The organism is bacterium (genome assembly GCA_023145965.1).
In the GTDB taxonomy this organism is placed as follows: Bacteria; UBP14; UBA6098; order UBA6098; family UBA6098; genus UBA6098.
This window is the reverse complement of the sequence record JAGLDC010000035.1, coordinates 24,958-39,904: the sequence shown is the minus strand read 5'-3', so window position 1 is coordinate 39,904 and position 14,947 is coordinate 24,958. Positions and strand designations below refer to the sequence as shown.

General features: G+C 43.3%; 10 protein-coding genes. All 10 read right to left on the bottom strand.

Annotated features, from left to right (window positions below; genetic code table 11):
* Nucleotides 1–36: 36 nt before the first annotated feature.
* A complete protein-coding gene (pgsB, locus tag KAH81_03720) occupies nucleotides 37–1,245 on the bottom strand; it encodes a poly-gamma-glutamate synthase PgsB (GenBank protein ID MCK5832760.1) in 1,209 nt (402 codons plus the stop codon).
* Nucleotides 1,245–2,798 carry a ribosomal RNA small subunit methyltransferase A gene (gene rsmA / locus KAH81_03715; GenBank protein ID MCK5832759.1) on the bottom strand — a complete coding sequence of 518 codons (1,554 nt, stop codon included), beginning with the start codon at nucleotides 2,796–2,798 and terminating at the stop codon, nucleotides 1,245–1,247. Before rsmA ends, pgsB begins: the two co-directional genes overlap by 1 nt.
* Before the next feature lie 9 nt (nucleotides 2,799–2,807).
* Entirely contained in the window at nucleotides 2,808–4,217 is a 1,410-nt protein-coding gene (locus tag KAH81_03710) for an outer membrane protein transport protein (protein ID MCK5832758.1), read from the bottom strand.
* Between the two features lie 95 nt (nucleotides 4,218–4,312).
* Nucleotides 4,313–5,041, bottom strand: coding sequence for a 16S rRNA (uracil(1498)-N(3))-methyltransferase (locus KAH81_03705; GenBank protein ID MCK5832757.1), 729 nt, complete (start codon nucleotides 5,039–5,041; stop codon nucleotides 4,313–4,315).
* 51 nt (nucleotides 5,042–5,092) lie between these two features.
* Complete coding sequence (locus tag KAH81_03700) at nucleotides 5,093–5,566, bottom strand: hypothetical protein (protein ID MCK5832756.1); 474 nt, start codon at nucleotides 5,564–5,566, stop codon at nucleotides 5,093–5,095.
* 39 nt (nucleotides 5,567–5,605) lie between these two features.
* Nucleotides 5,606–6,580 carry a hypothetical protein gene (locus KAH81_03695; protein ID MCK5832755.1) on the bottom strand — a complete coding sequence of 325 codons (975 nt, stop codon included), beginning with the start codon at nucleotides 6,578–6,580 and terminating at the stop codon, nucleotides 5,606–5,608.
* A gap of 1 nt (nucleotide 6,581) precedes the next feature.
* Complete coding sequence (locus KAH81_03690; GenBank protein MCK5832754.1) at nucleotides 6,582–7,460, bottom strand: hypothetical protein; 879 nt, start codon at nucleotides 7,458–7,460, stop codon at nucleotides 6,582–6,584.
* Nucleotides 7,461–7,793: 333 nt separating this feature from the next.
* The gene (locus tag KAH81_03685; GenBank protein ID MCK5832753.1) at nucleotides 7,794–11,534 is read right to left on the bottom strand and encodes a S8 family serine peptidase; all 3,741 of its coding nucleotides are present in this window, start codon (nucleotides 11,532–11,534) and stop codon (nucleotides 7,794–7,796) included.
* A 2-nt stretch (nucleotides 11,535–11,536) separates the two neighbouring features.
* Nucleotides 11,537–12,559 (bottom strand): tetratricopeptide repeat protein, encoded by a 1,023-nt coding sequence (locus KAH81_03680; protein ID MCK5832752.1) that lies wholly within the window; start codon nucleotides 12,557–12,559, stop codon nucleotides 11,537–11,539.
* Nucleotides 12,549–14,825, bottom strand: coding sequence for a GAF domain-containing protein (locus KAH81_03675; GenBank protein ID MCK5832751.1), 2,277 nt, complete (start codon nucleotides 14,823–14,825; stop codon nucleotides 12,549–12,551). The genes KAH81_03680 and KAH81_03675 overlap by 11 nt, the downstream gene beginning before the upstream one ends.
* Between the last annotated feature and the right edge of the window lie 122 nt (nucleotides 14,826–14,947).

Sequence of the window (14,947 nt, the reverse complement as noted above, 5' to 3'; positions counted from 1 at the left end):
TTGGTTAAAACAGCATTATACTTACGAACTTATTCTTTATACCCCATTTGCGCTGTCGTCATGGTGGTGTGTTTTACGAGGCAAAGCTCTTGCCTCGAAATAGGCCAAAATTTCCCTGCCTATACCACCAATATTCCCTACACCCACTATGGAACTGTGTGTGGGCGTCAATTCCATGCAAAGCTCGAATATATCTTCGACCTCCACTCCACCCATATCGTAAACTGCGGTCATATTCATACCATGCCGATCGAGCTTCTCGACGAGAAGCTTAGTATTCGTTCCTGTTAATATATAATAATTAGCATGGACTTTATCCACTAACATTTCTGCAAGCTGTGAAGTTCGGCTTGCACGGTCTGCACGGTTATTCGCTAGCACAATTGTTGGGAAGGTTGGGTCTGTATCGAGTTTAAGCTTGACCCAGAGCGCACCGGTAGATTCGGGATCGTTGGCGGCAAAAGCATTATAGAATATTGCTACTTTCCCGAAGAATTCAACTTTATAAACGGTCAATGCGCCGATATCAGGGGTCGCTTTTTGCATTCCTCGAATGGCAGTTTCGCGAGAAATCCCCAAATGTTCAGCCACTTTAAGCGCTAATGCAACATTTTCCTCGTGTTCGATGTATGAAAATCCAGCCATATCGGTTTTTTCAATAGTGGAGGGAACTGCTTGCACAATTGTCGCTCCGTTATCGATGGCATTTTTCTCTATATGGTCAAAATGCTCCTTTTCAGAAGTAAAACAGATGTTCCCCTTCGAGATTGTGCCGCAAAGCGCATCGATTACATCATGTCCGGTTGGTCCCATCACATCTAGATGATCGGGGCGTGCGTTGGTTATGACATCGATGGTGCTTTTAATGATTTTGCGCTCAGATATTTCTTGATACTCTGGAAGTAGCGCCATACATTCAATAACAAGTGCCTCTGCATCGAGATCGACAGCCCGGCGAACGATTGCAACCTGTTCGTGAATATTTGGCGAGCCGAGACGCACTATGGGTTCCTCGGTGCCATCTGGAAGAATAAGCCTCGGAATTGTGCCGGTAGTTTTTGCAACCGTGTGAATTCCACCCTCGCGAAGCGCGCCAGCGATAAGCCTAGTTACAGAGGATTTTCCTCTAGTGCCGTTGACATGGATTCGAATTTTTATTCTATCTACATTCATAGAATGCCGGCGATATTCCAAAACCCACCAGACGATTAGCGCAATTATAAGCAGAATGAGGAATAATTCCATCAGAGCACTGTCTTTCCGAGGGCTATCGCTAAGTTTACGAAACTCTCTGGCGATATATTTTCCGCTCTGTCCGAGGGATTTATTCCTACGGTCTTCAAGATTGGAATTAGATCATATTGCCCGAAAGCCCATTTCATCGAATTAGCTATGGTTTTTCGCCTGTGCGAGAATGCAGATTTAATGATGTCTTTCAATAAATGGTATTCAACTTTTTGGGCAGGTGTTTCTTTTCTTGGCACCATTGATATAACGGAGGAATCAACCCTTGGCACAGGTTTAAAACAATGCGGCGAGACATCGAATTGATAATTAACATCAAAAAATAATGACAGAAGCACACTCGGGATGCCATATTTTTTAGAACCCGGACAGGCACACAGTCTTTCGGCAAACTCCTTTTGTATCATAATGATAGCCCTATCGATAATATCACGATGCTCGATAATTTGAAAAATTATTTGAGAACTATCAGCATATGGAAGGTTGCCGACTATTGTCGCTTTTTTGCCCTCGAAAGAGCAAAGCCCTTTTAGGTCGATGTTCTGGACTTTCATTGGAAGAATGATCGTTTCCGGCGCAGCCTTTTTTAATGCCGGGATGCGCCCCCAATCAGGTTCTGTTACCCAGATATTGAGAGATTTCTCGGGTAAATATGAAGTAATCTCGCCATTGCCAGCTCCAATTTCGATGATTAAATCTGTTTTATTGATGATGCTAACAAATTTCTTGATAATATTATCATCGCATAAAAAATTCTGAGATAGTGATCTTTTTGCAATATTCTTGTTGCTAATGGAAATCGGCATCGGAATACCTAAAAACCGCTTAAGATTTGCAGTTGTTACCATTTCGACCTTGTCCAATTCGACTGATTTGAATTCAGCCACCTTATCGGCGATTAAAGGAATGAATGACGGTTCATTTCGATTTCCTCTATGGGGGTGTGGTGCGAGAAAAGGGCAATCCGTTTCAAGGAGGATATTTCCCATAGGGATGGTTTCGATTGTCTCGCTTCTTTTAAAATTCTTGAAGGTTAATGGCCCTCCAAGCCCCATATATCCGCTTCTTTGCACTATCCACTCAACCTCCTCGGCCCCGCCCGAAAAGGCATGAAAATCGCAAACAACTTCCGGGAATTCATCAATTATCTTTCGAGCCTCGTCCCAAGCCTCACGAATATGGATTATAACAGGAAGCGATCTATCCGCTGCTATCCCAAGTTGTTTTCTAAAAACCTCTATTTGTAGCGATTTCTCAGTGTGTTCTCGGTAAAAATCAAGGCCTATTTCTCCAATGGCAATGCATTTTGGATGGCCGAGATAATGCTTAAACAAGCTTTCATCGAAGGAATCCGCATCACTTGGATGCCATCCAGCGGCAAACCATATGTGGGGGAAACTTTCAGCTATCGAGGCCGCTTTTTGCATTGTTTTCGCCTCTATCGACGGAATCACTATTGTCCTAACGCCGACATCCCATGCCCTCGAGATAACGTTATCAAGCTCATCGGTGAAATCCTCGAAATCTATATGTGCGTGTGTGTCAACAAACATTCATTACACCTAAAAAATATATGTTGCCGATAAGATTAAATCCCCAACTTTACCTGTGTATGTTCCCGGGATGTTGACCGGAAAATCTCCCTCAAAATTTGGGCTTGCGATTATCTCTCCAAAGAATTCTGTCTCCGCAGAAAATTCCAAAAGAAAATCTTTGAGATGTAGTCCAAGTCCTCCAGTGAAGGCAACTCTGTCATTCATCTCTGGTATGAAAAGATTCTGAAAATCCAAAACGGAAGGATTGGGTTCATAGAAAGCACCCAATCGCGCTGAAAGCGCCGAAAATTGATATTCTCCACCAACAGAAATTCTATATGTATCAACCCAATGCATCGCCATGGTTACCAGTTGTTCGCCTTCGCGGGATTTTAGGATTATCGAATCGACAGAAGACCAGTAAGTATATGACAAATCGAGAGAAATTGTTAATTTTTCTCCCAATTTATAAGCTGATCCCACGCCCAATTCAAATGGACGCGAGAGTTCCGCATACGCGCGCACTGGGGGTTTGATAAGCTTTCCACCAGAAAGGATCGTGTCCCCTATAAACAAGCCAAGATTGTGAAGATCCTCGTTGTAGAATTTATATACAGTCTCGGTTAAATCGCCTTCGAATGAAAAATCTGTCTGATACTTGAGATTTCCTCCAAACGATAGTCTTTTGTTCGGTTTATAAAGCACACCCAAATTAAAGCCGTAGCTTTCTCCGGAAAATTCACCTTCCTGAAAAACTACGCCGGTATCTGTTTGCATTTTATCGTAATCTGATGATGGTATCCCAATATCTAGAACTGCGAAGGTCCAAATTGCGGATATACCCAGAGAAACCTTATTAGTTAAATTGTAGCTCGTTCCAGGGTTGATCGAATAACACCCCAATGTTCCTCGAAAATCCTTATAGGGTAAGGATTCAGTGGTGCTCATAATGTAATCGGAATCAGGGAACATCGAGTTCATCTCGCTTGGATTAATCTTTCCTACTCCACCGCTGCCGTTCTCTTTAAGCACATCCCAAGTGCTTCCGACTCCGGCAGGGGAATATATACCTAAGCCGAAGCGCCATCTCTCGAGTTTCTTTGGGGCATAAGTAAAATAGCCGTTCCCAAGGAAAAAGGTTTTATCGATTTTTTCGTTTGTTCCCTCGCGAAAAAGCTGATTTATTGCGATAAGCGTGTCGTCGGCGACATATGTTGAAAAAGTCAGAAGTAATTGCCCGAGCAGATTTACTTGTGAAGCATCATTAGCAGACAATCCAGCTGGATTCCAAAACACTGCAGAACCATCGTCGGCGATAGCGCGGAAAGCGCCACCCATAGAAAGTGCTTTTGCCCCGACACATGGTAGGTTCATCCCTGCTGAAAAAGCGGAGATAACGAATAAAAAAAGGCAAAGTATCAGAACAAAAAATCTCATCAAAACTCCATGAATTTAATTATTTAAAATATAAGTTTCTAAGCAAACGCGATATTCCTACAATTTGATGCTTTATAAAATTATTAAGACCCAAATTATATGTCCCTCGACCACCTTAAGGCCAAAACAGAAAGCGTTACTGCAGCTGTTTCCGCTCTTAACTTTCTCGGCCCAAGTGATATTCCGACGCCACCGGCTTGTTCGATAATCCTCTTTTCCTCCGCTGAAAACCCCCCTTCGGGTCCAACTAATAAGAGCACTTTTTCCCCGAGTTTTGGTTTTTCTGATGGTGGCGTAGGCAAACCTTCCTCGTCGCCAAAAAGTATGGTGTTAAAATCGTGTATAACAATTTCGCTCAACTCGCAGGGCATTTCTACGGTCGGATGAACAGCTCTACCGCTTTGAAGCATAGCTCTTTTTCCAACTGCATTTAACCTATCGATGAATTTTCCATCCTCTCTTATACGCGAAAGAGAGAATTTTGTTCTTACCGGAATTAGGGTTGAAATTCCCAACTGAACGCATGAATCCCAAGCTGCTTCCATGCGTTTTGGTAAAATGGTTCCCATAGCTAACGAGAAGAGGGTGTGTGGTTCTAACTCCGTAGTTGTCGTTTCGATTATCTCGCCTCTGCTGTGCATAATATCAACACGAGTGATTTTTACCCAATATATATGTCCCTTGCCATCGACAGCGCGCACTGTATCCCCAACAGAAGCACGCATGACTTTATAGACATGGGTGCTTTCATCCTTAGGAAATTTAACTTGCCCACGGGAGATGCAATTTGAAGGGATAAAAAAACTAGTTGAAACGAATTTCATAATAGAAAAAGACCCCGCCTAATTGAGCGGGGTTTATTTTGCCTAACCAGATTAATTCTTACTCCGACTCGCTTTGATTGTTTTTACACCCTCGAGACGATCATCGATTCCATTATTGTTATTGTCCTCGAAAGTATCGTAGCTTTTGCCCTTCGATGTAGGAATGGCAGAGGAACTCTCGGAGGATATTCGAGATTTTGCCGAAGGCGCTGGAGCGGTTCTTGTTTCGGCCTCGTCGCTCGAACAATCATAGCTCCGTTGGCTTTTTTTTGGCGTCGATTCCCCTGCCTCGAAAAGTTCCTTAAGAAATCCACCGAGATCGAAATCTGAATCCTTGGTGGAGTTTTTGGCAGAAGAAGGAGCACTTCTGAGGCTTGTTTCTGGTTCACCGACAGTTATTGCGCCTGTTGACTGATCTCGAACTACCGCAGCCTTTTTACTAATAGAGTCCGATGAATCTGGTTTCTGGGCGAAGGCAGCCACAGCGACTAAAGTCAGAATTAATATTTCACATATTTTTTTCATTTTCATAAATATATTCGACGAACTATGAGTTGTCAAGAATCACTTGGTTCTAATCGATTTAGAAGAGCTTCTCGAAGGAGAACTTTTCTCAGCTCTGGGGCTGGAACTCGATGAACTCTCAGATGTCGAAGATATACCCTTAATGTTTTTTTGTTTTGATGATTTTTCAATCACGTCTTTTTTAGCGCGATAGGACTTTTTGTCTGTATTGTCCGATTTAACGGTTGTCTTCACCGGTATATCAATAACATCCTCGGTTGAAATATCTTTTTCGCGAGGTTTATCAATCTTGGAATTTGTTATTGTTAACGAACCATCTGAAAGGTTCCTAACCGAACTCGAAATCGAAGTCGGAACGGTCTTAAGTGTAACAGCTTTTTTAGGGCTTTCCTCGATATACGGCGCGGTTGTGCTTTTTGGGAGAATCGATTCTGTAGTAATAGGTCTTTCGCGCGAAGGCGAAATAGGTGTTACACTGGAACCGGAATTTCTCAAGCTTTGTGTAGGTTGTGTTGCGTGAGATGCGACAGTTTTTATCCTATATTCTGGGCCGAGGTTCTCCAGAGTTCTGGTGACTGTTTCGGGTCTTGGAGGTGATCCACTTGGGCGTTCGAGGCCGCTTCTGCGGGGTATTCTCTCTGTAGTATTATAAGATGATCCAAGTGGCACATCGTAGCGATAGCGGTAGCGCCCATCGACATATATCCTGGTGCTGCGCGGAACAAAGTAATCGTAATAGACATAGTAATATCTACCACAAGGGCTATAATAAGCCTCCACCCAGCGACGGCACCAACGCGGCCACATCCAATAGGGATGCCAGCTGCACCATTCCCAAATATCCCAATAGCAGGGGCATTCCCACCAAGCATCCCACGGATCGGGTTCTCCCCAGTAGCAATCGCAATCTTCATAATAAGCGCCGAATCCAAAGTGCCATCTGGCGGAGGCAGTTTCTGGAAGCATCATTAAAAGAGCTGTCGAAGCAATGACGATTAAAAGTAGTTTTTTCATTTTATTCTCCTTCCAAGGTTAAACGAAGACCTCTTTTGATTTGACGGTTTTTTCTTCTTTCGACTACGCTTCTCGATGGTCGTAGTTCGGGATTACCGGTATCAATTTGATATGACCAATCGAAGGTCATGCATTCACCAGAAATGTCTCGAATTAGAAGTGCTGCAAAGTGGTTATCTGCGGTCCAAAGCACATAAATATGCCCTTCGACTGCGGTTAGGTCTGCGATTGAGCTCCATCCGGTTTCCGGCGCTATATCGACATCAGAAAGACTAGAAGCGGGGCCATAGTCTAAAATATCAGTATAATCGTTCGCGGCACAAAGGTAATAGCCCAGGGAATCGTGGCCAAAAAAGACATCGCAAGTCGGATGGTCCCATTCAATGATGTTGCCTTCCGAAAAATCGTATCCACCGTCATAATAATAACTTTCCGATGCCCACAAATACCAGGAATGACCTTCCGGGCGAGGTGTATCATAAATCAAATCGGTGGAAAGCTCGCTCTCGTTTCCACAGTTATCATAGCTGGCTATAGCATAATAATATGTTTCTCCGTTTAGCACCGAGATATCCGTGAAGCTCGCGCAATAGCTCGTTCCAATATAATCGTAATAACCGGTTGGTGAAGAACCGCGATAAATAGCATAACCCGCCATATCCCAGCTAGTTATTGGATTCCAGTAGAGATATACGCTATTATCTCCAGTGATAGAATGGACACTATAAGGAATTTGGGGAGGTGTATTATCGCACCAACAACCGTCGCAGTCGCGATAGTAGGGATCATTATTCACTATATAAGTATCGCAACCTCCAGAAAACAACATCAATGATGTCATCCAGATTAAAAAGCCGAATATCTTTAGTGTAGAATCCATATTTACCTCCGTTTTATTTCTGTTACACAAAGAATTAACGCATTGGCCGTGCCAAACTGTAAGGTATTGCTAATCAATATAGTATGGTATTTTATAATATATATTGGCGCACATATTTTATTTCAGCGCACAAAAATTGTGCGCTGAAGCACCTCGCTTCCTATCCCATTTTTATAGGTAGGTCGTTATTTAAGGAAATTAAGGAAACTGTAGAAAAGATTAAGTGAAGCTTTTCGGATTTGTGAAATTATGGAATGAAAGGCCCGGTATGAAAAAGCAAAATTGGCGATCTCCCTGCTAAGTAAGAAAAGTCATTCTAATAGAAAGATTTTATTAATGAAGTAAAGTGATCTTAGCAATCTCAATCGAGTCGGCCAACTTAATCAAATAAACTCCGGAGGGCAGGCACTTTCGAGTTGTAGAACAGCCATCCCAGACGAAAGATGAGGTTTCGGAGGTAAGATTTCGTGAATAAACACGTCTTCCGCAGATGTCGAAAATATCTATCACCGATGGTTTATCGAGGTTATCGATACATATTTTACATGCATCGTTAAAGGGATTTGGAAAAACAGAAATCGATAAATCCTTTGGTGTTAAAGCTTGCGTAATCTTCGATTCGGTTAAGAAACAGATGGAGTCTATAAGCCAATATGCGAAATCGCTATCAGGAATGGCAGCGGCAAGTTGAAAAGTGAAGATTCCACCAGAAACTGATGGAAGTATAGTCGATACAATATTCCCTGTGCCGATAACACCGGGCAGTCCAGGAAAGAAAGGATTTCCGGAAGGAATGGTATCTGGTAAAGATGCAAAACTATCGCCCGGAAAACCCTTGAAGATAAGCGCACCCGCGCTGTTGCCATCAAAATGGTATTCACCAATTATCTCGATGGCTAAGGTTCCAGGGCACTCGAGAAGTGGAAGATCGAGAAATTCTAGAATTGGGCCTTCGCTTGAAAAAAGCCATCCACTATCGGGGAGCCACCGCCAATTTGTGCTGTCGGATATTTCGAAGGGCGAGGATGTTGTATGAAAATCTAAAGAGACTTCAGTCGCAAAAGTAACAGTCGAAGAATCTGATGCGATATTACCAAAGCTATCTCTGGAGGTAATATGCCATTCGAGGGCACTCGACGAAGTAAGCGGAATGGTAATCAATAATGTGTCATAAAAAGAGCCGGGGATAATTATACTGTCGATTATGGAGTCTTGCTCGAAGGTAAATATTGAGGTTGTCGGCGAGCTGTCCTCGATTATAAATACGAAAACGGTGGAATCCAATCCAATTATTCGATTAGGCCAGTATGCCCATCGTTCGATAATAGGTGAGGTTGTATCTTCAGAAAAATCGATCAAGACCGTTATCATCGAATCTGGGGCGCTATGTGGATAAATAGCTTTTCGGGCTTCGCTATCGACTACCGAAAGCCATATAAATAGGCTTTCACTCGAAAAAGGACCTTCTATTGAGCATTCGAAATACTCACCAATCGAAATCATGGATGCTGTTCCAGAGGCTGCGCCCCCAAAATGTGCCAGGAGAGAGTCCTCGACAATTTCCGAGTTTACAGCGAATAATGTCCCTGAAATTACAACCTCACCTGCTGTAAATTCAGTGGAAACACTTCGAAATATGGGTTCTCGAAGTGTTTTTGGAAGAATCGCTACATCGTCGATAAACCATCCAGAATAAACTGTATTGTTATCGGAACCCATGTGTGCTGCTAGTTCGACTGTGTCACCAATGAAGGCATCGAGCGAAAAAACAACCCTGTGCCAATGTGCGCCACTGAACTCACCTGAAAATCCGGGTTGTCCACCTGTGATGGGATTATAGTCATCGATGAAGATAGGATACCCACCCTGAGGTTCGATAATATTCCATTCACTGTCAGGAATTCGAGCCTTGATGTTTCCTCCATCCCAGCAAGCACGCGAGCTGGCCTCCAGCTCGAACCATTGGAAAAATTCAAGGCGAGGAGCTTCCGCATCCGAAGAAAGATCAACTTGTCCAAGACTAAGCCAACTGTCGCTTGAATTTGAATAGGTGGTGTCCAATCGTGTAGCCCAAAGTCTATCGCCGCTTCGAGGAGATGGCCCTGTCGAAGGTGTTCCCCACTCCCAATCGTCGCTATATATGGAATCACTTATGCCCCAATGTGTTAGACCGGAATCCAATTCAAAGTCAAGGGCGCGTTGTAAATAAATTGTGTGAAGCATAGTATCTGGGTAGATTTCGTTAGCTGTGAATTCATAGGTTGTCCAACCAGATTTGTTTATTTGCACGGTTGTAGTGTCCGATTCTGAGATGCTTATTGCAATTCTGCCGTCGGAAAGGGTGTAAAAACTATCTAATGGCCACAGCGGGAAAGTCAAGATGGCATCGCCTATTGGAGCACCATTGTCGAAATCCCTGACTACAAATTGAAGGTTGTTAGGAATTCCGGGGGAAATTGGTAAATTGATGAAGGAAGTGTCTCCAGCGACTACACTCACGAGGGATGTCGTAGATGAAAATCCAAATTTATCGGCTGTGATTGTATAAGTTCCCTCTTTCATCGCAATGAAGAAATGGCCAAGACTATCGGCTTGGATTTTGGCTTGGGAAGGGGTCGAGCATATCTGCGCCAAAGGTTCGGTATTGCCGCGCAGCCAGCCGATATTATCAAGCCGGTTAAATAGGTTAATAAGGTCGAGTCTTCCAGAACCGTAAATACTATCCTTGCCGGTTGGACCGAGGTCAAACGCCGAGGTTTCAATAAGTGCTTTAACAGAATCGTGCGAGATGTCGGGGCATAGCTGGAGAATAATAGCAGATGCGCCAGCTAGATGAGGACAGGCCATGCTGGTGCCATCCCAATATTCGACACCGCCGCCTAAAGTTGAGCTTGGAACCGAATCCCCCGGCGCTACAATATCCGGTTTAATGAGACCCGGAGGGTATGGATGATCGAAATACGGAGCAACTTCTCCCCACGCAACCGGTCCGAGGGAACTAAAACTCGCGCGTTCATCGAGTATGTCCGTGGCCCCAACAGTGAGAGCTCGAGGGACATCTCCGGGTGTGCGAAGGTTATTCGGAGCGCCATCAGTTCCGCCTTCATTGCCCCCTGCAATGCACATTACCACGCCGATTTCACATGCGGATTCGACAGCAGCACGCCAGGCCGACCTGTCTGGTGAGCTGCTGTAGCGCCAACCGATAGAGAGATTCATAACTCGAGCACCATTCTCAATAGCGTATTGGATAGCCTCCCAAACATCTGCTTCCTCTCCAGTTCCGGAATAGTTTAGCACTTTAAGAGGCATTATCTTGCATGCCGGAGCCATTCCTGTGGCCATGCCCATAATACCTCGTCCCGCAACAATCCCTGAAACATGGGTGCCATGGCCGCGCTCATCGTAAGGCCATGGATCGTCTTCTGTCCAATCGTAACCGCGCCAGTCATCTATGTAACCGTTACTATCGTCATCGATGTTGTTTAAAGGTATCTCGCTGGTGTTTTCCCAAAAAGAGCCTATAAGGTTTGGGTTGCCGAAGTCAGTTCCACTGTCGAGAATTGCTACGAGTGTGCCTTTTCCGTCCAGCCCAAAACTGCGCCATATGGTTGGCACCCCAACTTGCTCCAATCCCCATGCTATGCTATCCACCGAAGCCTCATATTCTGAGGTTTTTGCGGGATTAAACAGCATTGCTTCTTTTGGAATACTCTTAACAAGACGAGCATCCAGTTGTGATGATTCGATTTGATCGATTGCTGATGTTGTAGCCGAAAAACGAATGCAGTTGCATATCCAAAGGGGACGGACATCGGAGATTTCACCATTGCGTGTTAATTCATCTAACAGAATGAGAGCTTCTGCTTGGGCTTTTTCCGAGTATGCTCGAAGAATACCTACTGTTATATGTTTTCTCTCTTCGAAAGATAGATTTTCATATTTTCTGAGCGTGGCTAAGTCGATAGGATCGAATGACAAATAATAAGAGTCGAGTGCGCAAACTGAACCTATCAGGAAAAAAAGAAGCGCAATTGCGCTTCTAAAAAGGTTTTTATCAATGAAACGTTCCACTTTTATTTTTCGAGAAGAATAGGTTTAAGTTCGAGATCAAATTTGCGCTCAACACATCCAAGATAAACACCGTTGTCCATGAGCTCTCCATTTGAGTTTTCGCCGTTCCACTCCAAAGTATAATCTCCTTTTGTTATCCAACCATTAAAAAGAGATTTAACAAGACGTCCCTCAAGATCGAAGATCCCGACCTCGAGAACATCGTGTTCGAGGACTGTAAAGGGTATAACAAGAGATGTGTCTATTTCAAGGGATGAATCAACTACAGCGCTCTTCAATTGTTTTGCAGATTCCTCGGCCTCGGGGCAAAGCAAGCATTCGCCCTGAATGGAATTTGTAAACTGTTTAAAATAAAAATACGCTTCGGCATCGCGTGCTTGCATCCTATAAGATTTGGCAAGCCAAAAGGAGACCTCTGGCTCAGCACAAGATCTTTCCGCCTCATGGAAATATGTTGCTGCATTCTGGTATTCGCCATTGGAGAATGAGATAAGTCCAAGACCGAAATGCCCGCCCCAAAACTCTGGATATTCTAGAGCTTTTTCAAACTCGTTTCTAGCCTTATCGATATGTCCATTCTGATATTCTCTCACACCTAGCCTATAGTGCAAGATCGCATAATGAGGGTCTTCTTTTGGACATTTCTGGTAGTATTCAAAAGCACCTGCAGTATCACCATCTGCCCAATAAATATCGCCTATCCAGCCATATATTTCGGAGTTCGAGCTATCCAGAGCAAGCGATTTTCGAAAGAACATTTCAGCGCGGTAGTTATCGCCTTTAGCAAGATAGACTCTTCCGAGCATTTTATAGGCTGGAGCAAAAAATGGATCGGCGGCATAGGCTTTACGAAAAAGGATAGCCGATTCATCGATTTTATCCGCGTTAAATAAACTGGTGCCTTCGCGAACGAAACCAGCAGCGGGGCTTTCGACTTGTATATGCGCACACCCTCCAAGGTAGCCCAGGAAAATTATTAATGCAATAAGGAGGGAAAAATTAAAGCTGTGTATTTTAGTTTTCATGGTGTTTTTTATCTTTGATCCAAGCGCTTTCTTTGTCTGTTCTCTGGATAAGACTCTCCAGTTCGTCAAAACGTGTGGCAGTGGCATACCCGGCTGTGAATGAAAGCGGACGGGTATCGGCGTGTTCGCGTGACCATTTAAGAGAACGCTTTCTTATAGAATCGATGAGTTTTTCCATAGCTTCCTCTCCTAAACCGGGAAGAAGAATATAAAACTCAGAATCAGTATATCGAGCTATCACTGCCTCTGGAAAAAGCTCCTCCAGCATATTGGCTGTTTGTTTTATTATCAAATTGGATGCAGGTTGTCCGTATTCTTTTTCGATTTCTTTCAGATTCGAAACGCCGACAATGGCTATCGAAACCCTTCCGTGTCTCAGCAGAGTCTCTTTTCCGTGTTTTGAAATATATTCATCGAAGTAATTTCTATTGTAGGTTTGTGAAATGGAATCGATAATGTATTGCTTTGCCAGAGCAGTCTGAACCAAAGTCCTTTGAATAGCAAGTCCTACCGGCCCTGAGAGTTGAGTAAGAAAACGTAGGTCGGCTTCGTTGAATGTATATTCGATGTTAGATTCACAGTCGATGACACCGATTACTTTGCCGTCAGCCAGAAGGGGCACTGTCAATTCAGACCGGGCATCCTCAGTGTTTTCAATATATCTCGTATCAAGGGAAACATCGTGAAGCAGAGCAGATTGTCCATTTTGGGCCACCCATCCAACAACACCTGAACCGAAGGAGACTCTTGGATTTTTGTGACCATTTGGGTAACCCCACACGGCCTTCACAGAGAGAATTTCGCCCTCATCGTCAGCTAGCATAATGCTACAGTGGTCAATATCTATAGACTCATGAATTATCCAGAGGATATTTTCAAGTAAAATGTCGAACTCCGATGTGGAAATAAGCATTTTACTGAGTTCGTAATAATGGACGTTCTCTTTGATTCTTTCGTCAAGATCACCGAGGAGTCTCTTATTCTCCAAGATGACAACTAAGGTATTTGAAATTGTAAGAAGAACGGTTTTATCTCTATCTGGAATCCTTGGTCTTCCCGGGGAATAGAGGTGCATTCCACCCCATATTTTGTCGCGATAGTAAAGTGGGATTATTATTGCGTGTGTGAGGCCTTCTTCGGCAAGGGAACGTATTGGCGATATCTCTATTCCGGGCAAGGCCTTCAAGGGTAGCATTGCATAGCCGTTGTTTTTTTCTTGAATCGAGAATGTTGCCGTTGGGAGGCTTTCTCCTTTCAGAAGGGCGTGGGCAATATCGGCTGGAAGATTGTATTCGCCAATAAAAAAGGGTTGTTCTGTAGCATCTAAAGTGAAGATGAAACCGCAACGCACTCCCAGTCTTCGGATTATCTCTTGGAGTGCCGCATTAACCGAAGATTTCAGATCAGGAGCAAAAGCTGCTACCCTGAAAACTTCATTAATAAGGGCGAAATCTCCTCTTTCTTTTTCGAATTCGTTATATTTTTCCATCAGCGCAACGCGTTTTTCCCGGCGCTGTTGCTCGATTTCGGTTGCGTTGGAGAGAGCATATTCCACCAACTTAATGAACCCAGGGAAGACAGGAATCGGCATTCGATATTTCCCGCCTTGTATTGTTTCCATAAGCTTAGAATGATAAAACCGTCCAAAAAGATTTAAGGTGAAGGCGCAAAGGAATGCGAAAAACAGGCTGTTTGGTATTACCCCGAGTAATCCCAAAGAAATTGCGTGGCGTGGGAAAATTAAATGAGTGTAGAGCCAAGAATGTTGTAGTTCGACTGCCAAAAGGAAAAGCCTACCTTTTTTCCATACCGCAGAATAAAGGAAAGGTGTTTTAGTTAATATTGCATCTATGTTGTCTTTCCAAAACAGTGATCCATAGTATCTGTAAAAGTCTTTATTAATTTGAGTTGGGGTAAATTCTACAACAGACAAAGCAGGGGAGGTAACCAAGATAGGTTCCCAGTCTTTATTCCATTCAAAAAGGGCGAAAGACTTATAATTTTCATCAATATCGAGGTTTTTGTTGAGAGTTTCGTTATCGATAATATTATCGATATCTTGCAAAAGGCCTTCTCTCTGGAAAAATCGCGCTGTGTTTTCTTCAAAAAGGTCATTATGACCTTTTGCAAAATCGCGCCTTTGGATACTATAATTGAAAAAGACTACCATTACCCCAGAGATGAAGAAAAACATGAAGAAATATCCTATTATTGCTATCCATGACAGTATAATAGACTTACTCCTATTTATGGTATTTTCCCTCACTGCACTTTCCATAGTTTTTCAGACTCGCTTTAGCTTTCTTTTATTTGATAATTTTTTAAATTAAATCTTATGAATATAGAAATTTTTAGTGTATTAGTCAAAGAATTTTAACTGGCATTGTC

What these genes read in the sequence shown, in the direction of transcription:
- KAH81_03710 (MCK5832758.1), bottom strand. Translation starts at nt 4,217, where the DNA reads ATGAGATTTTTTGTTCTGATACTTTGCCTTTTTTTATTCGTTATCTCC.
- KAH81_03700 (MCK5832756.1), bottom strand. Translation starts at nt 5,566, where the DNA reads ATGAAAAAAATATGTGAAATATTAATTCTGACTTTAGTCGCTGTGGCT.
- rsmA (MCK5832759.1), bottom strand. Translation starts at nt 2,798, where the DNA reads ATGTTTGTTGACACACACGCACATATAGATTTCGAGGATTTCACCGAT.
- KAH81_03705 (MCK5832757.1), bottom strand. Translation starts at nt 5,041, where the DNA reads ATGAAATTCGTTTCAACTAGTTTTTTTATCCCTTCAAATTGCATCTCC.
- KAH81_03695 (MCK5832755.1), bottom strand. Translation starts at nt 6,580, where the DNA reads ATGAAAAAACTACTTTTAATCGTCATTGCTTCGACAGCTCTTTTAATG.
- KAH81_03680 (MCK5832752.1), bottom strand. Translation starts at nt 12,559, where the DNA reads ATGAAAACTAAAATACACAGCTTTAATTTTTCCCTCCTTATTGCATTA.
- KAH81_03690 (MCK5832754.1), bottom strand. Translation starts at nt 7,460, where the DNA reads ATGGATTCTACACTAAAGATATTCGGCTTTTTAATCTGGATGACATCA.
- pgsB (MCK5832760.1), bottom strand. Translation starts at nt 1,245, where the DNA reads ATGGAATTATTCCTCATTCTGCTTATAATTGCGCTAATCGTCTGGTGG.